The organism is Corynebacterium sp. BF-R-2 (assembly GCF_024586525.1).
GTDB classification, from domain to species: domain Bacteria; phylum Actinomycetota; class Actinomycetes; order Mycobacteriales; family Mycobacteriaceae; genus Corynebacterium; species Corynebacterium singulare.
This window is the reverse complement of sequence record NZ_JAMFTP010000003.1, coordinates 89,880-116,392: the sequence shown is the minus strand read 5'-3', so window position 1 is coordinate 116,392 and position 26,513 is coordinate 89,880. Positions and strand designations below refer to the sequence as shown.

33 protein-coding genes are annotated in these 26,513 nt (G+C 60.2%); 9 read left to right on the top strand and 24 right to left on the bottom strand.

Annotation, left to right across the window (positions count from 1 at the left end; genetic code table 11):
* The first annotated feature begins 97 nt into the window (after positions 1-97).
* Together eccD and M5J09_RS02825 are read left to right on the top strand one after the other, a co-directional pair.
* Positions 98-1,405, top strand: coding sequence for a type VII secretion integral membrane protein EccD (gene eccD / locus M5J09_RS02830; RefSeq protein WP_257156881.1), 1,308 nt, complete (start codon positions 98-100; stop codon positions 1,403-1,405).
* On the top strand, positions 1,402-2,637 hold the full coding sequence (locus M5J09_RS02825) for a S8 family serine peptidase (RefSeq protein WP_257156880.1): 1,236 nt from the start codon (positions 1,402-1,404) through the stop codon (positions 2,635-2,637). The genes eccD and M5J09_RS02825 overlap by 4 nt, the downstream gene beginning before the upstream one ends.
* Here the strand turns inward: M5J09_RS02825 and eccB are convergent.
* The 12 genes from eccB to secY form a co-directional block, all read right to left on the bottom strand.
* Positions 2,528-3,787, bottom strand: a complete 1,260-nt coding sequence (eccB, locus tag M5J09_RS02820; protein WP_257156879.1) for a type VII secretion protein EccB — start codon at positions 3,785-3,787, stop codon at positions 2,528-2,530. The two genes, M5J09_RS02825 and eccB, sit on opposite strands and share 110 nt — an antisense overlap.
* Positions 3,788-3,843: 56 nt before the next feature.
* Positions 3,844-4,704, bottom strand: coding sequence for a tRNA pseudouridine(38-40) synthase TruA (gene truA / locus M5J09_RS02815; RefSeq protein ID WP_257156878.1), 861 nt, complete (start codon positions 4,702-4,704; stop codon positions 3,844-3,846).
* 242 nt (positions 4,705-4,946) lie between these two features.
* Entirely contained in the window at positions 4,947-5,501 is a 555-nt protein-coding gene (rplQ, locus tag M5J09_RS02810; protein WP_257156877.1) for a 50S ribosomal protein L17, read from the bottom strand.
* Positions 5,502-5,576: 75 nt separating this feature from the next.
* A complete protein-coding gene (locus tag M5J09_RS02805; protein ID WP_042529360.1) occupies positions 5,577-6,587 on the bottom strand; it encodes a DNA-directed RNA polymerase subunit alpha in 1,011 nt (336 codons plus the stop codon).
* Positions 6,588-6,656: 69 nt separating this feature from the next.
* Positions 6,657-7,262, bottom strand: coding sequence for a 30S ribosomal protein S4 (rpsD, locus tag M5J09_RS02800; protein ID WP_042529358.1), 606 nt, complete (start codon positions 7,260-7,262; stop codon positions 6,657-6,659).
* A 21-nt stretch (positions 7,263-7,283) separates the two neighbouring features.
* Positions 7,284-7,688: a 30S ribosomal protein S11 gene (gene rpsK / locus M5J09_RS02795; RefSeq protein WP_042529356.1), complete on the bottom strand. Its 405-nt coding sequence runs from the start codon at positions 7,686-7,688 to the stop codon at positions 7,284-7,286.
* 3 nt (positions 7,689-7,691) lie between these two features.
* Positions 7,692-8,060, bottom strand: a complete 369-nt coding sequence (rpsM, locus tag M5J09_RS02790; protein WP_039673764.1) for a 30S ribosomal protein S13 — start codon at positions 8,058-8,060, stop codon at positions 7,692-7,694.
* 186 nt (positions 8,061-8,246) lie between these two features.
* On the bottom strand, positions 8,247-8,465 hold the full coding sequence (gene infA, locus M5J09_RS02785) for a translation initiation factor IF-1 (RefSeq protein ID WP_003854422.1): 219 nt from the start codon (positions 8,463-8,465) through the stop codon (positions 8,247-8,249).
* Between the two features lie 284 nt (positions 8,466-8,749).
* On the bottom strand, positions 8,750-9,541 hold the full coding sequence (locus M5J09_RS02780; RefSeq protein WP_257156876.1) for a L,D-transpeptidase: 792 nt from the start codon (positions 9,539-9,541) through the stop codon (positions 8,750-8,752).
* Positions 9,542-9,578: 37 nt separating this feature from the next.
* Positions 9,579-10,376, bottom strand: coding sequence for a type I methionyl aminopeptidase (gene map / locus M5J09_RS02775; RefSeq protein WP_257156875.1), 798 nt, complete (start codon positions 10,374-10,376; stop codon positions 9,579-9,581).
* A gap of 11 nt (positions 10,377-10,387) precedes the next feature.
* Positions 10,388-10,933, bottom strand: coding sequence for an adenylate kinase (locus M5J09_RS02770; RefSeq protein WP_042529349.1), 546 nt, complete (start codon positions 10,931-10,933; stop codon positions 10,388-10,390).
* On the bottom strand, positions 10,933-12,258 hold the full coding sequence (secY, locus tag M5J09_RS02765) for a preprotein translocase subunit SecY (RefSeq protein ID WP_042529347.1): 1,326 nt from the start codon (positions 12,256-12,258) through the stop codon (positions 10,933-10,935). The genes M5J09_RS02770 and secY overlap by 1 nt, the downstream gene beginning before the upstream one ends.
* 445 nt (positions 12,259-12,703) lie before the next feature.
* On the opposite strand from secY, the gene M5J09_RS02760 reads away from it, so the two are divergent.
* Complete coding sequence (locus M5J09_RS02760; protein WP_257156874.1) at positions 12,704-14,011, top strand: class I SAM-dependent methyltransferase; 1,308 nt, start codon at positions 12,704-12,706, stop codon at positions 14,009-14,011.
* Positions 14,012-14,020: 9 nt separating this feature from the next.
* Complete coding sequence (locus M5J09_RS02755; protein WP_257156873.1) at positions 14,021-15,511, top strand: FAD-binding oxidoreductase; 1,491 nt, start codon at positions 14,021-14,023, stop codon at positions 15,509-15,511.
* An 81-nt stretch (positions 15,512-15,592) separates the two neighbouring features.
* Here M5J09_RS02755 and M5J09_RS02750 read toward each other — a convergent pair whose 3' ends face one another.
* The 7 genes from M5J09_RS02750 to rpsH all read right to left on the bottom strand — a co-directional run bounded on the left by M5J09_RS02750 (position 15,593) and on the right by rpsH (position 18,921).
* The gene (locus M5J09_RS02750; RefSeq protein ID WP_257156872.1) at positions 15,593-15,973 is read right to left on the bottom strand and encodes a hypothetical protein; all 381 of its coding nucleotides are present in this window, start codon (positions 15,971-15,973) and stop codon (positions 15,593-15,595) included.
* A gap of 302 nt (positions 15,974-16,275) precedes the next feature.
* A complete protein-coding gene (gene rplO, locus M5J09_RS02745; RefSeq protein WP_070537453.1) occupies positions 16,276-16,722 on the bottom strand; it encodes a 50S ribosomal protein L15 in 447 nt (148 codons plus the stop codon).
* Between the two features lie 3 nt (positions 16,723-16,725).
* On the bottom strand, positions 16,726-16,911 hold the full coding sequence (rpmD, locus tag M5J09_RS02740; protein WP_042529338.1) for a 50S ribosomal protein L30: 186 nt from the start codon (positions 16,909-16,911) through the stop codon (positions 16,726-16,728).
* A 3-nt stretch (positions 16,912-16,914) separates the two neighbouring features.
* On the bottom strand, positions 16,915-17,541 hold the full coding sequence (gene rpsE / locus M5J09_RS02735; RefSeq protein WP_042529337.1) for a 30S ribosomal protein S5: 627 nt from the start codon (positions 17,539-17,541) through the stop codon (positions 16,915-16,917).
* Positions 17,542-17,581: 40 nt separating this feature from the next.
* A complete protein-coding gene (gene rplR / locus M5J09_RS02730) occupies positions 17,582-17,983 on the bottom strand; it encodes a 50S ribosomal protein L18 (protein ID WP_042529335.1) in 402 nt (133 codons plus the stop codon).
* 3 nt (positions 17,984-17,986) lie between these two features.
* Positions 17,987-18,523, bottom strand: a complete 537-nt coding sequence (rplF, locus tag M5J09_RS02725; protein WP_239180389.1) for a 50S ribosomal protein L6 — start codon at positions 18,521-18,523, stop codon at positions 17,987-17,989.
* A 14-nt stretch (positions 18,524-18,537) separates the two neighbouring features.
* Positions 18,538-18,921, bottom strand: a complete 384-nt coding sequence (gene rpsH, locus M5J09_RS02720) for a 30S ribosomal protein S8 (RefSeq protein ID WP_042529331.1) — start codon at positions 18,919-18,921, stop codon at positions 18,538-18,540.
* Positions 18,922-19,229: 308 nt separating this feature from the next.
* Between rpsH and M5J09_RS02715 the strand changes: the two genes are divergently transcribed.
* Positions 19,230-19,478: a DUF6457 domain-containing protein gene (locus tag M5J09_RS02715; RefSeq protein ID WP_257156871.1), complete on the top strand. Its 249-nt coding sequence runs from the start codon at positions 19,230-19,232 to the stop codon at positions 19,476-19,478.
* Positions 19,475-20,326 (top strand): formate dehydrogenase accessory sulfurtransferase FdhD, encoded by an 852-nt coding sequence (fdhD, locus tag M5J09_RS02710; RefSeq protein ID WP_257156870.1) that lies wholly within the window; start codon positions 19,475-19,477, stop codon positions 20,324-20,326. The genes M5J09_RS02715 and fdhD overlap by 4 nt, the downstream gene beginning before the upstream one ends.
* Here fdhD and M5J09_RS02705 read toward each other — a convergent pair.
* The gene (locus M5J09_RS02705) at positions 20,295-21,080 is read right to left on the bottom strand and encodes a formate/nitrite transporter family protein (RefSeq protein WP_144791392.1); all 786 of its coding nucleotides are present in this window, start codon (positions 21,078-21,080) and stop codon (positions 20,295-20,297) included. The genes fdhD and M5J09_RS02705 overlap by 32 nt on opposite strands.
* 125 nt (positions 21,081-21,205) lie before the next feature.
* Here M5J09_RS02705 and M5J09_RS02700 point away from each other — a divergent pair, with 125 nt between their 5' ends.
* From M5J09_RS02700 to M5J09_RS02690, 3 genes are read left to right on the top strand one after another with little or no spacing between them, the layout of a single operon-like run.
* Positions 21,206-21,952, top strand: coding sequence for an ABC transporter ATP-binding protein (locus M5J09_RS02700; protein ID WP_257156869.1), 747 nt, complete (start codon positions 21,206-21,208; stop codon positions 21,950-21,952).
* On the top strand, positions 21,949-23,202 hold the full coding sequence (locus tag M5J09_RS02695; protein ID WP_257156868.1) for a hypothetical protein: 1,254 nt from the start codon (positions 21,949-21,951) through the stop codon (positions 23,200-23,202). The genes M5J09_RS02700 and M5J09_RS02695 overlap by 4 nt, the downstream gene beginning before the upstream one ends.
* A complete protein-coding gene (locus M5J09_RS02690) occupies positions 23,199-23,777 on the top strand; it encodes a hypothetical protein (protein ID WP_257156867.1) in 579 nt (192 codons plus the stop codon). The genes M5J09_RS02695 and M5J09_RS02690 overlap by 4 nt, the downstream gene beginning before the upstream one ends.
* A gap of 58 nt (positions 23,778-23,835) precedes the next feature.
* Here the strand turns inward: M5J09_RS02690 and rplE are convergent, their stop codons facing one another.
* The 4 genes from rplE to M5J09_RS02670 all read right to left on the bottom strand — a co-directional run bounded on the left by rplE (position 23,836) and on the right by M5J09_RS02670 (position 26,367).
* A complete protein-coding gene (gene rplE, locus M5J09_RS02685) occupies positions 23,836-24,387 on the bottom strand; it encodes a 50S ribosomal protein L5 (RefSeq protein WP_042529318.1) in 552 nt (183 codons plus the stop codon).
* Position 24,388: 1 nt separating this feature from the next.
* Positions 24,389-24,703 (bottom strand): 50S ribosomal protein L24, encoded by a 315-nt coding sequence (gene rplX / locus M5J09_RS02680; RefSeq protein WP_042529316.1) that lies wholly within the window; start codon positions 24,701-24,703, stop codon positions 24,389-24,391.
* 4 nt (positions 24,704-24,707) lie between these two features.
* Entirely contained in the window at positions 24,708-25,076 is a 369-nt protein-coding gene (gene rplN, locus M5J09_RS02675) for a 50S ribosomal protein L14 (RefSeq protein ID WP_042529314.1), read from the bottom strand.
* 388 nt (positions 25,077-25,464) lie between these two features.
* Complete coding sequence (locus M5J09_RS02670; protein ID WP_257156866.1) at positions 25,465-26,367, bottom strand: endonuclease domain-containing protein; 903 nt, start codon at positions 26,365-26,367, stop codon at positions 25,465-25,467.
* Positions 26,368-26,513 lie beyond the last annotated feature (146 nt).

Below are 26,513 nucleotides of genomic sequence, written 5' to 3'. Positions count from 1 at the left end.
CCTCCCTGTGCGGTGGACAGCGTGCCACCAGTAAGCCACAATGAACGGCAATGGGCAAGGGGTAGCCCAGAAAATTTTCTCGGGGGAGGTATTTTCCATGACCCGCGCACTCGCGCATTCCATGCACGTCACCGTCCGTATTCACGCAGGCCAGACACGCAAAGAGGCAGATGTATCCCTGCCATTATCATCGAGCGTTGGGGAGGTGTTGGGAGAGCTTCTGCTGCTTGTCGACGTCTCCCCCGCCCCCATCCTCTGGCGCGCTACCACCGCCGGGGGCAAGGCCGTATCGATGACCGCACCGCTCGACCGCACTCCGCTCGAGGATGGCTCCGTGCTCGTACTTAGCCCTGATGCCGCACCACCCGCGCCCATCGTGCGGGATGCGGCAGAAGCTCTCGCAGCCGATGCCCCATCGACCACGCTCGATGGACTCGCAGGCATCTGGGGCAGCGCAGGGCTGCTCGCCACCGGCGGCCTCCTTGCCGCTGCACTATCCCCTGCGATTGGCTGCGCCACGGCCGCAGTCCTTGCGCTCATTCTCGCCGTCTGGACACGGCGCGGTTCGATTCTTGCTGCCGCTCACATCGCCGCGGGGCTGGCTGGCTGGTTTTTTACCGGGGGTTCTGCAGCCCCAACAGCCTCGTGTGCGGGAGCAGCCGCAGCCGTGGCAATCGTGGCGGCACTCGCCCACCTGATGCGCGTGGGTGGGGTTCGGGCGCGAGCAAGCGCCGTAACGTGGTGCTTCCTCATTGTGATTGGGCTTCTCGGCCCAGCCTCGCTCTTGGCAGGCCTCGTTGGCCTGATGGCTGGGGCGCCTTTGCTGACCACCCGGCTAGCGGGACTGCGAGTGCCACACGTGCCTACTGCCGGGCAAGATTTGAGCGTCTCCGACGAGGTGCCCACCGATAACGCGGTTTCTGCCCGGCGCGCCGGGCAGGTCTACGAGGGTATCGCGGTGGGATGCGCACTCGCCGGCATTCCGGCACTTGCCTTCGTGGCGATGAACGCTCACACGGAGCAAGTGGTGGGTGCTTCCTTAGCGCTGTGCTTGTGCATCGCAGGCGGGGTCATTGTGCATGCTGCACGACATGCACGCACTGTTGCTGCGTGGGCCCTCGGACTCGTCGGCATTGCGGCAGCTTGTGCCGCGGTGACTGTGGTGATTCGGGAATGGCAGCTGGTATCCGTGCCGGGGACTGCGACATGGATACTCAGTGCCTTAGCTGGGTGCATCGTCGTGACTATGCTCTCAGCGCCCTTGTGGGCTGACAAACTCGCACACGTGGAGCCCACAACCATCGTGTGGTTCGAGCGGGCCGAGGCCCTCGCTCTAGCCGCGTGCTTGCCGCTAGCAGCACACCTGGCTGGGTTTTTCGAGTTCATTCGGGGGCTCGGCTCATGAAGTCTAGAAAACGCACCGAGGCCGTGCTTCTCATCGTGGCACTGGCCTGGGGTACATTACCTCCTGCTCCGCCGGAGGCTGCCGCCCGAGAACCGGACACTGCCTGCGCGGAGCCCACTCTCGCGGCGGCTGGACCGCAGCCTTCCGCGCAGTATGCGGAGTATCGCTCGCGCCTTCGTTCGTTCGCAACGGGTGCCGGGGTGAAAGTCGCAGTCATCGACACAGGGGTGGCCGCCCACCCGCAACTGCGTGTCACACCGGGAGCGGACTTCGTCACCCCGGAGGAGCCCGATCCACTGCGGGATTGCGACGTACACGGCACGGTTGTTGCTGGTGTTATCGCTGGGCACGAACTCGGTGTGGCTCCGGATGCTGAGATTTATTCGATCCGGCAGACCAGCTCGCATTATCGGGCATTACCAGGTGAAGGCTCAGATGGTCACGATAGCTCGGGCACGCTGGCGAGCCTTGCGGCAGCCATCGAAGACGCCGTGGATGCGGGAGCACGGGTTATCAACGTGTCCGTCGTGTCGTGCGTTCCACCAGAAGCTGCCGAACGCGTTGATCGCTCGGGGTTGAACGCGGCCCTTCGACGAGCTGAGGATGCCGGTGCGGTGGTGGTGGCAGCGTCGGGCAATGCGACCTCCGGCGGCTGCGACAAAACGGATGTAGTCTTCCCCGCCGTGGCCGACACCGTTGTGGCCGTCGGTGCCTTGACCTCTCCACATGAGCTGGCGGAGTACTCCATCGAGGCACCGCTCAGTGCGGAGGGAAATGTCCCTCTCGCGCTTGAGCCCGGCGGTGGATGGGCCACAGCCAAAGGGGATACGCTCTTTCAGGGCACTTCTTTCGCTGCGCCCGTGGTGAGCGGAACAATCGCGCTCCTCATGCAGCGCTATCCTTCTGATTCACCGGCGCAGCTGCGCCAACGCATCACCGAATCCGCCCAACCGGGTCATGGTGTGGTCGACCCGCTCACTGCGGTGACGTATCAGATGAGTGACGATTTCCATGAGCAGCGCGAGTACACTGCGGTTCCCATCGCTCAGCCCGCATCAACCAGCTGGCCGAACGTCCGCCAGCTGCTCGCGCTCCTTGCTTTCATCATGATACTGACGGCCCTCAGTGCTCGTGTTTCACGGCCTCCGCGCGGCTCAACGGGGAGCCTTCGGGAAGCAGGCGAAGGATCTCCCACGGAACCGACTCCGGCTCGCCCAACCCTAAGGCTTTAAGCTCTGCGGCACTCGCCAGCTCGTGGCGCCTGCCGGTGGCGGAGACCACGTGATAGCCGTGCCCGCTATCCACACCGACCCCAGCATTGAGGCCAGCGAAACATGCGGCTACTGAATCACCGGGAAGATCCACCGTTGCTGCTTCCGGACGAGTGCTACCCGCACCCTGCTGATGCGTCGCGCACAACCAGCCCTGTTCAGGCGAGAGGAAGTCGACACGGGTAGTGGGAAGGTTGAAGGTCGGTGGGACGTCGCCAAGCGCGGCGACCTCCTGTGCCTGTGCGGGCAGGCGCTGTGCACCGACGCCCACCAGCATCTCTGCTTGCATCGGAGTGATAGCGAAAACGCCTTGCTCAGTGCGCGCCCACAGTTGCTCACCGGTGTCCAGAATCTGTGGTGGTACAGCAGGGAAACTCAGCGGCTCCAACTCCCGAAAGGCGTTGAGCAACTCCGCTGGAACACTCCACACCGCAGTGTCCGCAGTCATCCCCAAAGCACGACGCAGCACGCGGCCCTGCGTACTGGTGGTCTCAGGTAGAACGACGCGGCCTTGCCCCGTCAACAACCACTGCATACCCGCGGACTCCGCCACAGCTGCGTGCCCATCATCGAACCCAGTAGCAGCATGGTGTGCGAGGACAGTCACGGTACCCACGCGACTGCTGGACTGCCAGTTCTCACCCTGCGTAGATTCCTCCAAGCACGCTGACCAGCCAGGCTCCTCCCCCGTGGTGGCGGTGAGGAGATTTGGGGCATCGACAATGCCCAACGGCGTGCCTAGACTCGCCTGTTCCACGAAGCTCTCGCCTGCCGCGGCAGGCTCGACAGGTTCGTTTGCTATCAGCCTGGCGGAAGCAAGGTTGACCACCGGATGGTATGTCCCATTGACCAGCACGAGCAGCTGACCTTCGGCAGACCGCACGACGGGGGCATTGCCCGGCTGTGGGTCCGGCTGCATCCACGCAATGAGCCCCGACCCTAGGCTTAAGAAGGCCACCGCAGCTACCCCGCCGAGCAGCGCTCGTCGACGCCTCTTCAATGGATCATGAATCATCCTGATATCACCGAACACAAGCCCGTGCTCCACACGGCGCAGTAAGAACTTGTGACCGGAGACCTGTGCTTTGGTCGTAGGCAACGCGCGTGCCATGAAGAATCCTCCCCCTGAGTGAGTGCGCCGCCCTCCCTGGCGCAGTGGGTTCTAGATTAACCCACCTCAGTCTCCTCCGCAGCGCGACGTTCTCGAGTCATCTCCGCGCGAGCCGCCAGCTGGTCCGGCGCAGGGTAGTCCACGCCGACGAGGCTTAAACCTTCGGCCGGCGCGAGCGGAATTTGGGAAGACCGGCTGGTTTCCTGGAGCAGTTGCTCCGCAAACTCACTGCCGCGCGAGCCCTCCCCCACCCGCAGGCAACAACCAACGAGGGAACGCACCATGGACCAACAGAAGGCATCCGCGGTCACGTGTGCCTCATACAGCTGCGGTTCATCTGCCGTCGACACGTCCTTCCACTCGAAAGAGAGAAGTTCCCGAATAGTGGTGGCATGCGGCTTGGCCTTGCAAAAAGCAACGAAGTCATTGAGCCCCACCAGACTATCGGCGGCCTGCTGCATCAAGTCAAGGTCTACTTGCTTGAACCACGTTGCGGTATCACGAGCCCTCGTCGGCAGGGCACCGCGTGGATGGGTAGTGATGCGGTAGACGTAATGGCGGCGTAAAGCAGAAAAGCGTGCATCGAAGTCTGGGGACACTTGCGTGCAGGAGTGCACGCGAACGTCGAGAGGCAGAAGCTTAGCCAGACGCCGAACCAGCTTGCCGGGGTCACCGTCGATGCTGCGCTGGCTCAGCGCCTCCCTGGTGGTGTCGACGTGCGCCACCTGCCCGCTGGCATGCACGCCCGCATCCGTGCGCCCAGCCACGGTGAGCTCCACCGGGTGGCGCAGGATCATGGTGAGTTTCTCCTCCACGGTCTGCTGCACCGTGCGTAGACCGCCCTTTTGCTTGGCCCACCCGTGGAAGTCGGTGCCGTCATAAGCCAAGTCCAGTCGTAGGCGAACTCTGTCAGTCATGTTCGTTGATGTTACCGGTCCTTGTCACCGCGGAGGAGGCGGCCTCTGCAGGTACCGTTTTTACAAATAAGGGAGCAAAGAACTGAGTTTTCGGGGCGCTATTTGTAAAAACGGTACTCCGCGTGCTCGATTCGCCGCATCCCTTCACTGCATGCCCCGGAAACCCTCTTGCATCGCAAAAGGCCCGCGCCCCACCATCTGATTGGTGAGCACGGGCCTATCAGCTCAGAGCTCGAGGAAAATTACTTCTCCTCGGTGGTCTCCTCAGCTGCGGTCTCCTCGGCCGAAGCCTCGGTAGCCTCTTCTGCCGGAGCCTCAGCCTCTGCGGACTCAGCCTCTGCGGACTCAGCCTCGGCCTCTTCAGCCTTAGCTTCCTCAGCCTCAGCAGCCTTCTTGGAAGCAGCTGCGCGGGTAGCGCGGTTAGCCTCGGAGGTCACGGTCTCCTCGAGAACGAGGGAGATCTGGGACATCGGGGCGTTGTCACCGGTGCGGTTCTCCAGCTTGATGGTGCGGGTGTAGCCACCCGCGCGGTTCTCAAACTTCGGAGCCAGCTCGTCAAAGAGGTGGGCAACAACATCCTTGTGCGGGATGAGCTTCAGAACAGCGCGGCGGTCAGCAACGGTGCCGGACTTAGCCTTGGTGATGATCTTCTCGATGTACGGACGAAGAACCTTCGCCTTGGCATCGGTGGTCTTGATTGCGCCGTGCTCGATCAGGCTAGCTGCCAAGTTGCTCAGCAGGTGAGCCTGCTGCTTGGCGGAGCCGCCGAGACGGGCACCCTTCTTAGGGGTTGGCATTGTGTACTCCTCGTGTGCGGATTAATTGAGCGCGCAACGAACGCTGTACGCGTCGTTACGATTCAGCGGAATTCTTTACTCGGAATCCTCAGCAGCCGGGTCCTTGAAGTCACCGGTTTCTGCGTCGTAGCCTTCGAGCTGGGTCGGGTCAAAGTCCTCAGGGGTGTCCTTGAGAGCCAGGCCCAGGTTAGCCAGCTTGATCTTTACCTCGTTGATCGACTTCTGACCGAAGTTGCGGATATCCAACAGGTCCGACTCGGTGCACTCAGCGAGCTCACCAACGGTGTGGATTTCCTGACGCTTCAGGCAGTTGTAGGAGCGGACGGAGAAGTTCAGATCCTCGATCGGCATGCTGTACGCAGCGATGTACTCCGTCTCCTGCGGGGACGGGCCAATTTCGATGCCTTCAGCTGCGGTGTTCAGCTCGCGGGCCAAGCCGAAGAGCTCAACCAGGGTGCCACCGGCAGAGGCCAGGGCATCGCGGGCGGAAATCGAGTTCTTGGTCTCGACGTCGATGATCAGCTTGTCAAAGTCAGTACGCTGCTCAACACGAGTAGCTTCGACCTTGTACGAAACCTTCAGTACCGGGGAGTAAATCTGATCGACCGGGATGCGGCCGATTTCCCCAGAGGTAGCGGCAGCCGGGACGTAGCCACGGCCGCGCTCGACGACGAGTTCCATTTCCAGCTTGGCGGACTCGTTCAGGGATGCGATGTGCAGATCCGAGTTGTGGATCTCCACGCCAGCCGGCGGCTGGATATCGCCTGCGGTCACCTCGCCAGGGCCCTCTTTGCTCAGGTACATGACAACCGGCTCATCAGAGTCGGAGGACAGAACCAGACCCTTAACGTTAAGGATGATCTCAGAGACGTCTTCCTTCACACCGTTAATGGTGGTGAACTCGTGGAGAACACCATCAATCTTGATGGAGGTGACTGCTGCGCCCGGAATGGAAGACAGCAGGGTGCGACGAAGCGAGTTACCAAGGGTGTAACCAAAGCCCGGCTCGAGCGGTTCGATGACGAACTTGGAGCGAGACGAGTCGATGAATTCCTCGGTGAGCTGAGGACGCTGGGAAATAAGCATGGATTTTCTCCTTGTCGGCGCCCGCTATTTGACGCCGGTAGAAGGGGTAAAGAATCAGATATCGAAAGTTTACTTCGAGTAAAGCTCGACGATGAGCTGCTCCTGCAGCGGAATGTCGATCTGAGCGCGCTCGGGCAGCTGGTGCACGAGGATGCGCAGGGTGTCCGGAACGACCTGCAGCCAAGCCGGGACGTTAGCGTCGGCGAGGCGATCCTGGGCGTCTTCGAACCATTCCATCTTCTGGGAACGCTCACGAACATCGATGATGTCGTACTGCGTAACGCGGAAGGACGGAACGTTGATCTTCTTGCCGTTCACGGTGAAGTGACCGTGGGAGACAAGCTGGCGAGCCTGGCGGCGGGTATTGGCCAGACCAGCGCGGTAGATCACGTTGTCGAGACGGGACTCGAGCAGGACGACCAGGTTGTCACCGGTCTTGCCCGGGAGGCGGTTAGCCTCGGCGTAGTAACGACGGAACTGACGCTCCAGCACACCGTAGGTGTACTTTGCCTTCTGCTTCTCCTGGAGCTGCAGAAGGTACTCAGATTCCTTGATGCGGTTACGGCCAGCCTGTCCCGGGGGGTACGGGCGGCGCTCAAATGCCATGTCGCCGCCGACCAGGTCGACGCGCAGACGGCGGGATACGCGGGTAGCGGGGCCAGTATAACGAGCCATTGTTTTACCTCTTCCTTTCCCTTAAACCTTGCGGCGCTTGGTCGGACGGCAGCCGTTGTGCGGCTGTGGGGTGGCATCCGTAATCGAGTTGACCTCGAGGCCTGCTGCCTGCAGGGAACGGATGGCGGTCTCGCGGCCGGAGCCCGGACCCTTGACGAAAACGTCAACCTTCTTCATTCCGTGGTCCATTGCCTTGCGGGCAGCGTTCTCTGCGGCCATCTGGGCAGCGAACGGGGTGGACTTACGGGAACCCTTAAAGCCAACGTGGCCGGAGGATGCCCAGGAGATGACAGCACCGGACGGGTCCGTGATGGACACGATGGTGTTGTTGAAGGTGGACTTGATGTATGCGTGGCCAGCGGCCACGTTCTTCTTTACGACGCGACGACCACCACGGCGCGCGCCGGAACGAGTCTTCGGTGGCATGTTTTACTTCTTCTTTCCTGCGATCGTCTTCTTCGGACCCTTGCGCGTACGAGCGTTGGTCTTGGTGCGCTGACCACGTACGGGCAGGCCACGGCGGTGGCGGATACCCTGGTAGCAGCCGATTTCAATCTTGCGACGGATGTCAGCCTGAACCTGGCGGCGGAGGTCACCCTCGACCTTCCAGGTAGCTTCAATGACGTCACGCAGCGCCGACAGCTGATCATCATCCAGGTTGTCGGTGCGCAGGTCGGGAGAAATGCCGGTCTTTTCCAGCAGTTCCTTGGCACGGGAAGGCCCGATGCCGTAGATGTAGGTGAGAGCAACCTCCATGCGCTTGTTGCGCGGGAGGTCAACACCAGCTAGACGTGCCATATGGCTAGTCCTTTCGGGTTGTTACGATGGTTTTCTCCTCATCCGTCCCCCACCACGCACGCGCTTCGCCCCGGGCCGAGCCGGGGATTCAGTGGGCATGCTTAGCAGTGCGGGCTCAGGCCATCGCAGCCTGAGGTAAAAAGGGACGCATCAAGTGCGTCCCGTGGATAAGGAGGCTTACTGTCTTTACTTGTAGCGGTAGACGATGCGTCCGCGGGTCAGGTCATAAGGAGACAGCTCCACAACCACGCGATCCTCCGGGAGGATGCGGATGTAGTGCTGACGCATCTTGCCGGAAATGTGTGCAAGAACCTTGTGTCCGTTGTCGAGCTCGACGCGGAACATTGCGTTGGGCAGGGGTTCGACGATGCGACCCTCAACCTCGATTGCGCCTTCCTTAGCCATAACCTCTACTTTTCTGGTGAGACGGGAATTGTGCCGCGCTTGGCGACGCCCCTCATCACCTGCATGTTTAGTGTCTACTGCCTGGTGCCGCCCGCAGTCTCATCCGTGAATAGAAGAGCCGCGTGTGGACACCAGCACTCAAGCATACGCTGCGACCACCTCTTTTCCAAATGCGCCTAGCGCAGCTCACTGATTTCAGCCGTGAAGACACGCCGAAGCCCACCACCTCAATGAGGCGGCGGGCTTCAGATTGGTAGTGCGATGGCCTGAGCCATCACGCGGTCTTAGTAGATGAAGACCTTGGAACCCATAGGCACGTCATTCCAGAAACGGACAGCATCCTGGTGTGGCAGGCGAACGCAACCGGCAGACTCGTAGGCCGGGGAGCCCTCGTGGAAGGCGTGGCCATTGTTGGTGAAGTACATCGCGTACGGCATCGGTGCGTTGCCGAACTCGTGGGAGACTTCGTCCTTGATCTTGCGGTTAATGTAGAAGGTGCCGGCCGGGGTCTCCTCCCCCGGCTTGCCGCTTGACATACCAGTAGCAACGTAAGTGACGTGACCGTTGCCGTCCTGGAGCCAGGTACGGCGGCCACCACGATCAACACACACGCGGGCATCTGTCGGGCATGGGCCAGTATCGAACCTCTGGGCCTGACGCTCGGCCTCAGCCTTGCGGGCGGCTTCCTCAGCAGCGGCCTTCTCTCGGGCAATCTCGGCGGCGTGAGCACGTTCCTCAGCCTCGCGAGCAGCACGAATCTCGGCGTTCTTCTGAGCGATCAGACCCGGGAACACCAACTCGATGGCGCCGTCAATGACCGGCTGGAGGGCATCTGCGGCCTGCGGATTAGCAGCCTTGAGGGAAGTAAGAATGTCGTTGCGGGACGTCCACGCGTTCTCGCGAGTCTGGCCCACGAAACCGTCAATCTGGGACTGAACGTCGGAGGACAGGGATTCGATGGAAGGGACAGGCTGCGCCTGTGCAGCCGGGGCAGTCGCGAGTGAGACGGTCACGAGTCCCGCTGCGGCAACTCGGCGTAGGGAACGAGCGCCAGCGAAGGAGGAAATTTTAGACATGGCAAGAAGTATAGACTGTCCTGCCATGATTTCCTACCTATGAGTATCGGCGAGTGAGAATACGGGGACCGTTCTCCGTGGCCGCTACAGTGTGCTCCCAGTGTGCGGCGAGGGAGTTATCGAGGGTAACGACAGTCCAGTCGTCGTCAAGCACGGCGTTGTCCTCCGTGCCCAACGTCAGCATCGGCTCGATTGCCAGGACCGAGCCTTCCTGAATGATGGGGCCGCGGCCGGCTTTGCCTTCATTGGCCAGGTAGGGTTCCTCGTGCATCTCACGGCCAATGCCGTGGCCGCCATATCCGTCAACGATGTAGAGTTCGACGCCGAACTTGTCCTCGGCGCGGTACGTGGCCTGCTCGAGGGCGGCCGAAACGTCCGTGAGGCGGTTGCCAGGCACCATAGCCTTGAGCCCTTCGTGCAGGACCCATTCGGTGGCGTCAGACAGCGCCTGAGCTTCAGGGCTGAGCTTTCCGACGCCAAACGTCCAAGCACTATCCCCTACCCATCCATCGAGCGTTGCACCGCAATCGATGGAGATGAGGTCACCGTCAGCAAGGACGACGTCACTACTGGGAATCCCGTGAACAATGACGTCATTGACAGACGCACAGATAGACCCAGGGAAGCCGCCATAGCCCTTGAATGTAGGCACGGCTCCGGCATCCCGGATGGTGTGCTCCGCAACCTCGTCGAGCTCGAGTGTGCTCACGCCAACCGCGGCGGCGGCGCGCACGGCCTGCAGCGCACGGCCGACGATCTCGCCGGCCGCCTGCATGGCGTCGAGCTCTCCCGGGGTACGGGCAGGCATGGCCCTTGTGCGACGTCGAAAAGCCATAGGAACAGGGTTTACTTACCCATCGCCTTGAGGGCGCGTTCGTTGATTTCCTCAACGGAGCCCTCTGCCTGGACCGGAATGATGGCCTCGCCGTAGTGCTCGATGAGGGGGAAGGTCTCATCGCGGTACACACCAAGGCGGGTGCGGATGGTCTCTTCGGTATCGTCAGCGCGGCCGCGAGCAAGCATGCGCTCGACGACGACATCTTCAGACACCTCAAAGTTCAGAACGCCATCAAGCTTCAGGCCCTTGTCCGCGAGGAGCTTCTCCAGGATGTCGGCCTGCTCCACAGTGCGGGGGAAGCCATCGAGAAGGAAGCCGTCCTTGGCATCATCCTGGTTGAGGCGATCCTCCACCATGCGTGCGGTCACGTCGGTCGGGACCAGCTTGCCGGCGTCGATGTAGGACTTGGCCTCAACACCAAGCGGGGTGCCCTCGCCGATATTGGCGCGGAAGAGGTCACCGGTGGAGATGTGCGGGACGCCGAGCTTCTCGCTGAGGAGAGCGGCTTGGGTGCCCTTGCCGGCACCGGGAGGGCCAAGGAGTACGTAACGCATTACTTAAGCAGTCCTTCGTAGTTGGATTGTAGGAGCTGGGACTCGATCTGCTTGACCGTGGTCAGCGCGACCGAGACCATAATGAGGATAGCGGTACCACCAAACGCGGAGGTGCCGCTAGCACCTGCCCGACCGACGCCCAGATCCAGAAGAATATTCGGGAGGACGGCGATGAGCGCGAGGTAGATCGAGCCGACGAAGAGAAGGCGGTTCATGACGAAGCCCAAGTATTCGGCGGTCGGTCGGCCCGGGCGGATACCCGGGATAAATCCACCATACTTCTTCATGTTGTCTGCCTGCTCGGCTGGGTCGTACTGAACCGACACGTAGAAGTAGGAGAAGAAGATGGTGAGAACAAAGTACAGGACGATGTACTGCCAGGAGCTCGGCGCCTGAAGGTGGGCAATGACATTGCGCTGCCACCAGTTGTCTGACACGCCCGGGGATCCGGAGTTCACAATCTGGGTGATGAGCACCGGCATGTAGATCAGGGAGGAAGCGAAGATGACCGGGATAACGCCGGCCTGGTTAACCTTCAATGGCAGGTAGGTGGAGGAGCCACCGTACTGGCGGCGACCCACCATACGCTTAGCGTACTGGACCGGGATGCGGCGCTGGCCCTGCTCGATGAAGGTAATGCCGACAACCAAGACGATGAGGCCGGCAAGAACCATGGCGAAGACAAGGCCGCCGTTGTTCTGCATGATGCTGAGGCCATCGGTAGGAAGGCGGGTAGCAATACCGGCGAAGATCATGAGAGACATGCCGTTGCCAATGCCCTTCTCCGTGATGAGCTCACCCATCCACATGACGAGGATGGCACCAGCGGTCATGGTGATAACCAAGACCACGAGGGTGAAGAAGTTACGATCCTCCGCTAGGACGCGCACGCCTTGGCCAAGCAGCTGCTCGCGGTCTGCCAAGGCCACAATGCCGGAGGACTGCAGAAGAGCCAGGGCCAAAGTGAGGTAACGCGTGTACTGCGTCATCTTGGCTTGACCAGACTGGCCCTCCTTCTTCAGCTGCTCAAAGTGCGGGATGACCACGGTCAGCAGCTGCACGATAATCGACGCCGTAATGTACGGCATGATGCCGATGGCAAAGATAGACAGCTGCAGCAGCGCACCACCGGAGAATAGGTTGATCACTGAGTAGAGATTGCCGGATTCTTCCGTCAGCTCGCGAAGACGGCCAGCGATGGTGGCGTAATCGACGCCCGGGGACGGGATCTGCGCGCCAACGCGGTAAAGGATAATCATCACGAGGGTGAAGATGATCTTCTTTCGCAGGTCGGCGTCTTTGAAAGCCTGGAAAATGGCGGACACTACTAAATCCTCCTGGCCTACCGCGCTTAAACTACGGGCCGAAACTGCCGCGCACGGAGGTGGAACTCATCTGTTCCTACTGGATGAGAGCCCTTTCAGGCACTCCATAGAAACGGTTGAACACTTTTGACCCCATTACCCTACCAGCCAAACAACATTTCTCCACATCAGCCCCTCCGAAAGTGCTTCAGCGCCCGTACCGGCTCCACTGTGCGCCACTTCCCAGATGCCTCGTGCGCTAACGGAATACCCACACACTAGGGCTTGCACACGCGGATCCTTAGCGCGACTGCGTCGATGCGCCTACCATAGCGAATATTGCTTTCCAGCAATGTCCTTACAAGGTACCTACACCTCTTCGACCTCTCACGTGACGCCAAGAGCGCCTCGGAGTACGGCCGTACTATATCTGCCTGCCGACGAAGCGAAAGAAGTATGTAGTTTTATGAGTAAGCGATTCACTCCCATGACCGTGGCGGAGATCATCGACGCCTTCGTCCCCACTCCCAATCCCTTCCGGTGGGAGGCCTTCGATGGTTCCTCCACCGGCCCAACGGACTCACAGTTCACGGTCAGAATCAACAGCTTGCAAGGCTTGGCCTACATCGCAACGCACCCAGGCGACGTAGGCTTCGCGCGCGCCTACGTCACGGATGGAATTACAGTCGACGGCGAGCACCCGGCGCATCCTTACGGCATCTTTGACGCCCTCCACGCCATGTATGACAAGTTCTGCCGTCCAGATGCCGTCACGCTTGCTCGCGTTGTGCGCTCGCTCGCCGCCATGGGCGCCTTCCGCGTCCAGCCTGTCCCGGAGGTAGAGCGCGCTTCCTGGTTGCGCCGCAAGCTGCATGAAGGACTATCCAAGCACTCCAAGGAACGCGACGCCGATGTCATTTCTGATCACTATGACGTAGGAAATGACTTTTATGAGCTCTTCCTGGGCGATTCCATGACCTACACCTGCGCTTACTACCCTTCCCCTGAGGCCACGCTCGACGAAGCACAGGAGAATAAATACCGCCTTATCTTCGACAAGCTGAGGCTCAAGGAGGGGGATCGCCACCTCGACGTCGGGTGCGGCTGGGGAGGCATGGTCCGTTACGCTGCCAAACGCGGCGTTAGATCACTCGGAGTGACGCTCTCGAAGGAGCAGGCCGAATGGGGCCAAGCCAAAATTAAAGAAGAAGGCCTTGAAGACTACGCGGAGATCCGGTTCATGGATTATCGCGACGTCACCGAGGAAGGATTCGACGCAATCTCCGCCATTGGCTTGCTAGAGCACATCGGCGTAAAGAATTACCCTGACTTCTTCAGCTTCCTCCACGGAAAGCTCAAGCCCGGCGGGCTGATGCTCAACCACTGCATCACCTACCCGGACAACCACAAAACGCCGAAAGGCGGATTCATCGACCGCTACATCTTCCCTGACGGTGAGCTTTCTGGTTCCGGCACCATCACCAAGTGCATGCAGGATGCCGGTTTTGAGGTATTCCACACAGAGTCATTGCGCTTTGATTACATGCGGACGCTTCATGACTGGTGCGAGAACCTCAAGGAGACGTGGGAGGAAGCCTGCTCCCTCGTCGGACTTCCCACTGCACGTCTATGGGCGATTTACATGGCAGGTTCTGAGTGGGGATTCGAGCACAACATCATCAATCTGTATCACTTCCTCGGTGTCAAAGTAGGCAACGCCGGTTCCCGCGCCGGAGTGCCGGAGCGCCGCTGGTGGGACGATTCGCGCTTCTAAAGGAGGACTATGATCTCGCGTGTCATTAACCGTTTGAGAACTCAACGCAGCGTTGACGCTATTGAGATAGCACCGGTGGGCTGGGCGGAGCATCAGGAGGGCGTCGATAAGCTCCTGCGAAGTTTCTACGCGGTACCGAAAGATAAACGTGTGCGCCTGGCCAAGAAGACGTCCAATCTCTTCCGTGGACGCAGCGGGGAGCAAGTCGGCCTCGATGTTTCCGGGTTGGGCGGGGTCATTGAGATAGATCCCATCGCGAAGACTGCTGAAGTGCAAGGCATGTGCACCTATGAAGACCTCGTTGACGCCACGCTGCCGCACGGCCTTATGCCCTTTGTGGTTCCGCAGTTGAAGACAATCACGCTGGGCGGGGCCGTCACGGGCATGGGCGTGGAATCGACAAGTTTCCGCGATGGACTACCCCACGAGTCCGTACTCGAGATGGATATCTTGACCGGCACCGGAGAGATCATCCTGTGCTCGCGCGAGAAAAACGTGGACCTCTTTCGTCTCTTTCCAAACTCCTATGGCTCGCTAGGGTACGCGGTACGCCTCAGAATCGAACTTCGCGCGGTCAAACCATATGTGGAACTCAGGGAGGTGAGATTCGACGACGTCGAGGAGCTCAGCACTGTACTTGCCCGCGTTTCCGAAACCCAGACCTACGACGGCGTGGAGGTCCACGGGCTGGATGGCGTCGTCTTTTCCCCGGAAGAAGCTTATCTGGTTATGGCCCGTTTTACGGATGACGAAGGGCCTACCTCCGACTACACGCGCGAGAAGATCTTCTACCGCAGCCTCCAGCACCCGCGCGGAATTCGACATGATCGCCTCACGGTCCGTGATTACATTTGGCGCTGGGATACAGACTGGTTCTGGTGCTCCCGCGCCTTCGGTGCACAAAACCCTCGCGTGCGCCGAATCTGGCCGCGCCAACTGCGCCGTAGCTCCTTCTACTGGAAGCTCGTTCGTCTCGACCGCACATACGAGCTGGAATATCACTTCATCAAGAAACCCAAGGGCTTGCCCCGCGGCGAACGCGTTGTCCAAGACATCGAAGTAACCCCGGACAAACTGCCAGAGTTTTTACGCTGGTTCTTCACCGCCTCTGACATCCAGCCGGTATGGCTGTGCCCGATTCGTCTCCGCGAGGGCGTCGAGGAGCTTATCGGCCGGGGCGACATCGCCGCGGACTCGCCGGCTCCGTGGCCGTTGTACCCCCTCCGTCCCAGCCAGACGTGGATCAACGTTGGATTCTGGTCCGGCGTGGAAGGCAACCACGTCGATCCCTCCGCCCCCGGCAACGGCGCATTCAACCGCGTTATCGAGTCAAAGATCAACGAACTGGGTGGGCACAAGTCCCTCTATTCAGAAGCCTTCTACTCCCCCGAGAAATTCGCTGAACTCTACGGTGGCGACCTTCCCGAACGCATTAAGGCCGTTACCGACCCGTCCGACCGCTTCCCAAGCCTCTTTGAGAAGACGGTCAACGACGCCTAGATCCGGCACCGGCGACAACAGGAGAAGCCCCCACAGTCAGGCTCGTTTTCCTGACTGCGGGGGCTTCTCGCGTGCAAGGTCCTACGCGACGGCGTCGACGCGGACAAAGCCGTTGTCCGCCAGAGACGTCATCATACGGTCAACCGCGGCTTGGTCGGTGTCCGGGTTATAAGACTCAAGGAAAACGATGTGGGCGGTCGTGGTGCCCTCGAAACGGATGGTCATGAACTCATGGCCCAGCTCCTCAGTGACAAGGAAAAGGTCACGCTCCACAGCCTTCTGAGGAGTAAGGTTCTCACCCGGCTGCACAACAGATGCGTCTTCACCCGCAGGGGCAGCCGCATTCTCCACGTGCGCGGCTGCGTGGGTAGGTGCACCAGTGTTATCAAGCGGCGCTGCCAGGCCGAACAACGACAACACTGCGGCCATAACGCCGGCCACGAACTGATTAATAATGGTCATGATATTTCCTTAGACTGACTTGCAGTAACCCTGTGCAAAAAAATATATCACCCCGCGCGTTTATAAGCTACTTGCGATCAATCTATGAGATCTAAAAGACACCCCATGCCCTGCAGGTTCATTCTCATCCGGAGAAAAATTCGGGTCCAATCCACTTAAGTTGCTCGCTATCATCCTGCAAAATGCAGGTTTTCTTCTCAGCTTTAAGCTCATGCGATGGCACAACGCAAGAACCCTCCCGCAGGACACCTTAACGGTGACTTGCGGGAGGGTTCCCTGACTCTCACAGAGTCTGGTGAGAATTACTTGGTGGTGGCGGAGCCGCCAGCAGCCTCAATCTTCTCGACAGCAGACTTGGAGAACTTATCAGCGGTGACATTCAGCTTGACGTTGATGTCGCCGTTGCCCAGAACCTTAACCGGCTGGTTAGCGCGGACGAGGCCGGCAGCTGCGATGTCAGCAACGGTGATGTCGCCGCCATCTGCGAACTTCTCAGCCAGGTCAGCAACGTTGACTACCTGGTACTCAACGTGGTTCGGGTTCTTGAAGCCCTTGAGCTTCGGCAGACGCATGTGCAGCGGCATCTGGCCACCCTCGAAAGCAGCGGAAACCTGCTTACGAGCGCCGGTGCCCTTGGTACCGCGACCAGCGGTCTTACCCTTGGATGCCTCACCGCGGCCGACGCGGGTCTTGGGCTTGTTGGAGCCTGCGGCCGGGCGCAGGTCGTGGAGCTTGATGATATCAGCCATGGTTTACTCCCCTGCCACTTCTTCGACGGTGACCAGGTGACGCACCTTCTGAACCATGCCGCGAATGATCGGGGTGTCCTGCTTAACAACAGTGTGACCGATGCGCTTGAGGCCGAGCGCCTCAATGTTCTTGCGGTGGTTCGGCTTGGTGCCCACAAGGCCCTTTACCTGAGTAATCTTCAGAGCCATTGCTTATGCCTCCTGACCTGCGCGCTTGCGCAGCATCTGGGCCGGTGCGATCTCCTCGAGGGACTTGCCACGGCGTGCGGCAACTTCCTCCGGGCGAACCAGCTGCTTGAGGCCGTCCACGGTAGCGCGGACGACGTTGAGTGCATTGTCGGAGCCCAGGGACTTCGACAGAATGTCCTGCACGCCAGCGCACTCAAGCACCGGACGAGCAGCACCACCGGCGATGACACCAGTACCCGGAGCGGCCGGCTTCATCATGACGATGCCAGCTGCGTCGCGACCCTCAACCGGGTGGGTAATGGTGCCGGCAATCATCGGGACGCGGAAGAAGTTCTTACGAGCTTCCTCAGCACCCTTCTGGATTGCGGCCGGGACTTCCTTGGCCTTGCCGTAGCCGACGCCAACCATGCCCTGGCCGTCGCCGACGACGACGAGAGCGGTGAAGGACATGTTGCGGCCACCCTTAACGGTCTTGGAGACGCGGTTGATGGTCACAACGCGCTCGATGTACTTATCGCGCTCGTTGTCCTGCTGGTTGCGGCGGTCATTACGACGGCCGTTGTTGCGACCCTTGCGGTCGTTGTTGTTCTCGGCGGAGCGTCCGCCGTCACGCTGTTCACGGTCCGACATTAGGCGTTCCTTCCGTTGATGTTTCCGTATGCCTTAATCATTAGAACTGCAGACCACCTTCGCGGGCGGCGTCGGCCAGCGCAGCAACGCGGCCGTGGTACTTGTAGCCTGCACGGTCAAAGACGACCTTCTCGATGCCAGCGGCCTTGGCACGCTCAGCAATGAGCTCGCCTACCTTGGCAGCCTTGGCCTTCTTGTCGCCCTCGAGTGCGCGCACGTCTGCTTCCATGGAGGAAGCAGCAGCCAGGGTGTGGCCGGCAAGGTCGTCGATGACCTGGACGTGCATGTGGCGGGAGGAGCGGTGAAGGACCAGACGCGGTGCCTCAGGGGTGCCGCGGAGGGTCTTACGGATGCGGAAGTGGCGGCGTGCGCGTGCTTCACGACGACGCGAGGAAATGTCCTTGCCAACCGGGGTGCGCTTTGCGTTTTCAGTGTTAGCCATTGCTTACTTACCCGTCTTTCCGACCTTGCGGCGGACCTGCTCGCCGTCGTAGCGAATACCCTTGCCCTTGTAAGGATCGTCCTTACGCAGGCGGCGGATGTACGCGGCGACCTGTCCAACCAGTTGCTTGTCAATACCAGATACGGAGAGCTTGGTTGCGCCATCCACAGCGAAGGTGATGCCCTCCGGAGCCTCAATGAGGATCGGGTGGGAGTAACCCAGAGAGAACTCCAGGTTCTTGCCCTTCTGCTGGACACGGTAACCAACACCGAAGATTTCCATCTTCTTGGTGTAGCCCTCGGTCACGCCAACAACGGCGTTGTTGACCAGGGAACGGGCCAGACCGTGCAGAGCGCGGTTCTTGCGGTCGTCATCCGGACGGGAGACCTTGATCTCATCGTCCTCGACGGCAACGGTGATCGGCTCCGGCAGCTCAACGTCGAGAGCACCCTTAGGGCCCTTAACGTTGACAACCTGGTCGTTGATGGTGATGTCGACGCCCTTCGGGAGGGCGATAGGTGCTAGACCGATACGAGACATGTGTCAATCCTCCCTTACCAGACGTAGGCGAGAACTTCTCCGCCTACACCCTTCTCCTGAGCCTGACGGTCGGTGAGCAGACCCTGAGACGTGGAGATGATCGCCACGCCCAGGCCACCCAGAACCTGCGGCAGTTCGGTGGACTTTGCGTACACACGCAGACCCGGCTTAGACACGCGACGCAGACCCGACAGGGAACGCTCACGGTTGTTGTACTTAAGCTCGAGGGACAGCTCGCGACCCTCGACGGAGTAGTCAGCGATGTAGCCTTCCTGCTTCAAGATCTCGGCAATGTTGGCCTTGATCTTGGAGGTCGGCATCGACACGGAGTCGTGGTGCGCATTACTTGCGTTGCGCACGCGCGACAGCATGTCGGCAATAGGATCAGTCATAGTCATATGAGTGACCTGTAACCTTTCTCGTTGCGGTTCCCATGCTCACCAAAGCGTTCTCCGTGTGATTTCGGGCTACTCACGCTCCCCACGGTCAATACCGTGAGGCGCTCGCCACCCTTTGATACAGACAACGGTCCGCTGTCTACGGCGAGGGGCCTACAACAAAGTAGATGTGTTCAATTCTTCCGGCTTGGCACATTTCCGCTGTTCGCGCACCATTTTCTCGGCGCGAGATGAGGAAAAATGCAAGTCCGTCGGCTTACTCTACCCGTTGACGTGCTGTTTTCCAAAACGCGTTAGCATTGATCGTTATGAATGAAGAACAAGACCCCATCCGCACGGCCCACCAATGGCTCGAGGAAGCCGCTGAACTTATCGGCGTCGCACCCGCGGACGCCACTGCCCTCGTGAAGGAGCTGCTTGACCTCACCAAGGACGTGGCGCATACGCAATCCCGCCCGGCTGCTCCCCTGACAGCCTACCTCGTGGGCTTGGCATCCAAGGACATCGACGAGGCTCGTGCTCACATCACCACACTGAAGGAGGCCCTCAACCGATGAGCGGGCGCATCAACGCCACCTTTGCCGTGACCAAGGTGCGCCTCGACGAGGACGGCCACGTCACCCAGGTCGATACCCGCGGCGATACCGTCGCCGGCGAGGAGCCGCTGGAGATTCGCGTTGGTGGCCAAACGCTCACCACAACAATGCGCACTCCCGGCCACGATGTCGAACTCACCCATGGTTTTCTCCACTCCGAGGGACACATTGACAAGGCCAGCGATATCCAGGAAGCACGCTACTGCGCCGGCGCCTCCGTGGATGGTCGCAACCCCTACAATCTGCTGGACGTGGAATTCACCAATCCCCACCCGATCGCACTCACGGACCTGCGCCTGACCACCACGACCTCCGCCTGCGGAGTATGCGGTACCTCCTCTATTGAGGCCCTCATGAAGCAGACCCGCTATGAGATTCCGCGGGTGCCGGTGGATCCGGGGGTCGTCGCCAAGCTGCCTGACGCCCTCAAGCGGGAGCAGAAGCAGTTCCGAAAAACCGGTGGCATCCACGCCGCTGGAGCCTTTACTCTCGACGGCGAACCCGTCGTCGTCCGCGAAGATGTGGGCCGCCACAACGCCGCCGACAAGGTTATTGGCCATTTGCTCATGGAAGACATGCTGCCCGCCAGCGACCTCATCCTCGTGATGAGCTCGCGCGCCAGCTTCGAGCTTGTCAATAAGGCCGCGATGGCCGGTTTCGGCATGCTCGTCGCGGTCTCCGCCGCCTCCTCGCTCGCAGTCGAAACCGCCCGCGAGACCGGCATGGCGCTCGTCGGCTTCGCCCGCGGCGACCGCTTCAACCTCTATTCGGGCGAGCTTAGTCGCGATACGCGTCCGGGCCGGAGTTAAGCCAGGCGTACACGCCACCAATAAGGAAGCCGCCGCCAATGAGGTTTCCGACCCAGACGATGGACCAGTTGGTCAGCACCGCACCGAGGGTAAAGCCCTCCGGCAGCGGGCTGGCACAGAAGAAGGTCAGCACCATGAGGCAGAAGTTCGCAATAACGTGCTCGAGACCCAAGCCCACGAAGCAGGCGATGATGGGCACGATGACGAAGAACTTGGACACGATGTCCTTGGCAAAGACCGCTCCCACAATGGCCATGTTGACCACGAAGTTAGCCAGGATGGCCTCGACGAACATACCGCCGGGGCCCTTCTCCAACTTGCCCATCGACAGTGTGGCGATGAGGTGGTTCGGGTCAATATCGCCCAGCTTCGCCGACATACCCATAGCCGCTGCAAAGAGCGCTACGCCCACCAAGTTGAACACCGTAGTGACCACGAGCAGCCACAGGCCCTTGCCCCAGCCGACCTTCTTGTTCACTGCACCGTAAACCATGTACATCATGTTGCCGGTGGCTAGTTCCGCGCCAAGGACGACGATGGCAAACAGGCCCAGGCCGAACAAGCAGGCAAAGACCAGTGAGCCCATGCCTTCCATATGCTTCTCGACGCCCATTCCCAGCACCGCCGCAAACGCCGTACCGATGGCCAGGTACACGCCGGCCAATGTAGAACGCACCGCAAAGCGGGAAAAGGATTCATCGAGCAACGTGATCTTTTTCGTTACCGCCGCTGCCGCAGCATCATTCAAGGACATCAAGTACCTCGCGCGATAGAGATTTCAGAGACCTTTGTATCGTACTCCTCCGCACGCGCCGCAGCTCAATCACTGACCTACAGTGAACAATTGCAATCATTTTTCACTTATGGAATCCTTGTGGGATGGCATCCTTCCTGTCTGTCCAGCACCTCAGTTACGGCTACTCCGCCCGCGCTGAGGTTGTTCGCGATATATCCTTCGACCTCGCCCCAGGGCTCACCGTCCTTCTCGGCGCAAATGGCGCGGGGAAAAGCACGCTCATGCAGCTCATCGCCGGTGAGCTACGCCCGCCGACAGGAACCATCTTCCTGGGCAGTAAAGACGTCCGCCGTTCCGACTCGTGGCGGCAACGTGTCGGCTGGGTTCCGCAACGCAATGCCTTTGATCCGGCGCAACGCGCAGTGGATTTCGTAGCAGACGTTGGCTGGCTGCGCGGACTAGACCGCGCGACAGCACGCCAGCACGCGGTCAATGCCTTGCGGATAATTGGCTTGGAGGACCACAGCACTACTCGCCTGCGCGCGATGTCCGGTGGAATGCAGCGCCGCGCCATGGTCGCGGCGGGCATTGTCCACGAGCCAGATGTACTGCTTCTCGACGAACCCACCGCGGGCCTCGACCCACACCACCGCTCCTCGCTTATCCGCGCACTGCGTGACATGGCCTCGAACGGCACCACTGTCCTCATGTCTACTCACGTCGCGGCTGATATGGACTCCGCCGATCGCGCGCTCATTCTTCATCGTGGGGGCATCGCAGCCGATTCTTCTGTTGCAGATTTCATCGAAAGGTACGGCTCCGTAGAACAAGGATTCTGCGCCGTCACCGAACAAGCTACCGATGGTACACAGGGAGGGGCTGCTTTGTGAGACACGTTCGCTTCATTCCTGTTGTACTCTTCACCGCACTGCTGAGTTTTGCCTCTGCGCGGGGCAGTAACGTCGCCGGTTCCTGGCCGGAGGCCACCGCAATCTGTGCGGTTGTCGCCGCGGCTACGGGCGTACTTCTCGCAAGTATTACTGCATGGGACGCAGGAAGCCAGGACGCTACGTTTCTGCGCTCCACATCCACCTCGCGCGCTCGCACAGCAGTACTCCTCGTCGGACTGGCGCTAGCGTGGGGACTGGCCAGCATTCTTATCGGCTTCATGATCCTGGCAGGGTTTGTCTATACCGCACCCGTGGGCGGCTCGCCATGGCTCCTCGTCATCATCAGCAGCCTTGTGTGGGTTGTGCTGTGTGCGGTTCTCGGTGCGGGCTTGGGCGTCCTTGTCCGGCGCCGGATTCTCGCCGCGTTACTCGCAGCACTGCTCACGCTAGCTTTGTGCGTGGTATCGGCGTGTGCGGATTCCACGCCGGCTTCCCTACGCTTTCTTTTCTTCCCCGGCAATGGGTACGAGCTGATCGCACGGCAGCCACGGGTGGCTTCGGTCGCAATTTCTGCCGTCATGGTAGCGGCCTTAAGCGCCTGTGTCCTTGCCGCACTGACACGCCACCACCCTGCCCCGCGTTACACCGCGCTGACTCTCCTCGCCATCATCACCGTCGCCGCTGTTGGCTCCGCCGCAGTGGGGCCCCAAGGTACGCGGGCACGGGACACCACGGAGGCGTCGGCAAGCTGCACCCGGGATGCGAACAAACAGCGATACTGCAGTTGGCCAGAAGACCACGCACTCGTCGTGGCTGCCGATGCGCACTGGCAGGAATTCACGCAGGTGCTTGTCGACGCCGGCCTTCCTCCCCTCACCGGCACATACGGTCAACCTGGCTCCGAGCACGCGACGGAGTTATCCCACACAGTGGCCAGCCCAGCGGCCCTGTACACGCGGGTTTATGAGGCTCAAGCTGCGGCGCTGCGCTCTCAGCGCCCCTGCGAAGAAACTTCTGCCTCTCGCAACGCACACCAGGTACTTTCGGACTGGGCCACGTATGCGTTCAGAACGGGGGACGACAGGTTTTCTACCCTCAGCGCACAGGGCACAACTACTCCTGCGCGCGCCTGGATTGAAAACGAGCTTTCGCACCGTTCGCCCGCAGAGCAAGCCGTGGCCCTGGCTCCCTTTGTTCACACCATGCAGACGTGCGGCTCCGAGCTACCACCGCTGGGGGTTGCACAATGAGTCCTTACCTGAGACTTCGCCGTTGGCCGGAGTTCTTCTTAATCCTCAGCCTTGGCGTGGTAGCGCAGTTCCTGGATAACCTGGCCGTTCCGCAACTCTTCGGAGCGCCACTGAACCGTCCCGTATTCGTTTTTAATCTGCTGCCACTGCTCGTCGCGGGCTCCATACTGGCGTTGCTGAATAGTTCATGGGACGAGAAATACGAAGCCACCAGCACCGCCCGTTCGCTGCACAAGGAGAAAGTTACCTTGTTGAGCTCGGCTGCCGCAGCGTGGGCCGCTGTGTTCGGATTCGGATTGTTCATTGGGGTGGTGCCGATTCATTCAGCATCCACGATTCTTTTCTGTCTCGCCGCGGTTGGCGTCGCGTTAACGCTGCGTAGCGCACTGGACTCGAAGGCATCTGCGGGAATTGCGCTCCCCCTGTCGATGCTGGCGCCCCTTTTTCCCTGGTACGTGGGCGAAACCACGCCGTTGGGCAATTCCCTCGGCCAAGGTATGTCTGCCATCATTGCCATCGTGTGCGCCACTATCTTCCTTGTAGGCGCGGCTGCGTGGGTTCACCGACGGCACTAAAACCAAAAAATTCCCCCGGTCTCCTTTCGGAGTGCCGGGGGAATTCCTCAAACGCTATTTACTTGAACGGGAAGCCGAGCTCGCGCAGGAGCTTGCGGCCCTCCTCGTCGTTGGTAGCGGAGGTGACAACGGTGATGTCCATACCGCGCGGGCGGTCGACCTTGTCGATGTCGATCTCGTAGAACATGGTCTGCTCGGTGAGGCCGAAGGTGTAGTTGCCGTGGCCGTCGAACTGCTGGTCGGAGAGACCGCGGAAGTCGCGAATACGCGGCAGCGCGATGGTCAGCAGGCGGTCAAGGAACTCCCACATGCGGTCGCCGCGCAGGGTAACGCGTGCGCCGATGGGCATGCCCTCGCGGAGCTTGAAGTTAGCAATGGACTTCTTAGCGCGACGCAGCTGCGGCTTCTGGCCGGTGATCGCGGTGAGGTCCTCGAGTGCGCCGTTGATCAGCTTGGAGTCGCGGGCAGCGTCGCCCACACCCATATTGACAACGACCTTGGTGACGCCCGGAATCTGCATCACATTGTCGTACTTGAACTCTTCGTTGAGAGCCTTCTTGATTTCCTCGCGGTAGCGGGTCTTCAGACGCGGAGTGTAGTTCTCGCTCATGTTAGATGTCCTTCCCGTTGCTACGTGCGATGCGGACCTTCTTGCCGTTTTCATCGAAACGGTAGCCCACGCGGGTCGGGTTGCCCTCGGAGTCGACGATCGCAACGTTGGACACGTGGATCGGAGCTTCCTGGGTCACGATTCCGCCGGACTCGGCGCCACGCTCGGTAGCGGAGTTAGCAACGTGCTTCTTAACGCGGTTGACGCCCTCAACGAGGACCTTCTCACGCTTCGGGTATGCCTCGATGACCTTGCCCTTCGCGCCCTTGTCCGGGCCCGAAATAACAATCACCATATCGCCCTTATGAATCTTCATAAGACTAGATCACCTCCGGTGCGAGAGAAACGATCTTCATGAAGCGCTTGTCACGAAGCTCGCGAGCAACCGGGCCGAAGATGCGGGTACCGCGCGGCTCACTGTCGCCCTTAAGGATAACTGCGGCGTTTTCATCGAAAGCGATGTAGGAGCCGTCCGGACGACGGGTCTCCTTCTTGGCACGGACGATGACGGCCTTGACGACATCGCCTTCCTTCACGTTGCCACCCGGGGTGGCTTCCTTGACAGTGGCGACAACAATGTCACCAATGCCAGCGAAACGTCGTACGGAGCCGCCGAGAACGCGGATAACGAGGAGCTCTCGTGCACCGGAGTTGTCGGCGACGCGCAGACGCGATTCTTGCTGAATCACTATGGGTCTCCTGACCTGGATTAACGTGCGTCAAGATTTCCGTCCTTGACACACCTGGTCTACTTGCTTACGTGGCATAGGTTGTGCAACGAACACGCTGTTCACAGCGGTCGAAGGGTCTCGGTGTGGCGATTCGGAAACGCATCGCCCCGCACCGACCGGCCATATGCAACCCATACATTCAACCACGCCCTACCCCACTTCCCCAAATCACGCGGCACCGACACAACACTTCTTCAGGCGGCCCTCACCCCCTCCCACCGCGCACGTATCGAGCCCCATTGACAAGAGGCCAGACCTGCAAGGCGACTCACGCAGGGCGTCGCCAAGCAGTGCACATGCGCTTGGCGACGCCCACCTGCACCGTTCGGTTTTCACCTCTGCACTTTTAGCGCCTCGGGCCGCGCTGGAGATGCTCCCCGATTACCTTTTGAAAATATTCTGGGCGCGAGTTCAGTTGCTCCGGACTGAAGCGCAGGACAACAAAGCCCTTATTGAGAATGTCTTGCTGGCGGCGATGCTCAGCGAGAATCACTTCATCAATATCGCGGCGATATTTCACGTTGCCATCGATTTCGACGACGAGCCACCCATTAATAACAAGGTCTGCGCGATAGGTCCCGATCTCGTACTGGGCTTTCACCGAGCGCAGGCTTGGATAATCGGCTGCGATAATCAGGGCACGCGCATAAGATTCCCACGGCGACTCCGCGGTATTGATACTCGCCGCCACCGCCTGACGCGCCGCAGCGACGCCTTTGACCCTGCCCATCGCGCCCAACTCTTCATCGATCCAGACTTTCCCAACGTTTCGCCCCCGCACCGCATCAACGGCAACAAGGCCCTCCTCGAATCCGTGGAAGCGCGCTATGTCCAGTGCAGTTCGCTCAAGGGACGTGACACGAATCCCATGAACAACGCTTTCTTTCCCACGCAGATCCGTGCGTCGGTAGCGCACATTCCTCGACTTAGCTCTTTGTGGCACAGAATTCGAGGGAAGCGTTGCCTCCCATTCTTGGGGAGGGACAATGAGGGGAATGCCGTGGATGAGGGCTGCCGTTTTCCCCACTAGCGTCGCCTTCGGCAGGGTTAGCCCTAGCGCATACGCCCGTGCAGCCTGCTGCTGCCAAGACTTGAGTTGCCTCCACTGAACCATCGGCAGTACGTAACACCAGGCGAGTTTCGCCACCTTGTCGGCATGCACTTTCTTCCACAGCGGATCACTGTTGGGCAAGGCGCGAAGATCAATAAGGTTCTGATCGAGGTACGTAAAGAGTTGTTCATTGTTCATGCACAACTTTTAACCTACTCCCTGCACTTTCGCCACAGATGCACACGTGATGCATATGTGCAGACCTGGAAGCCGAACGGTGCAGGTGGGCTTCATCGCGCGGTGACGCAGCGCTTGACGACGACCTGCATGAGTCGACTTCCAGG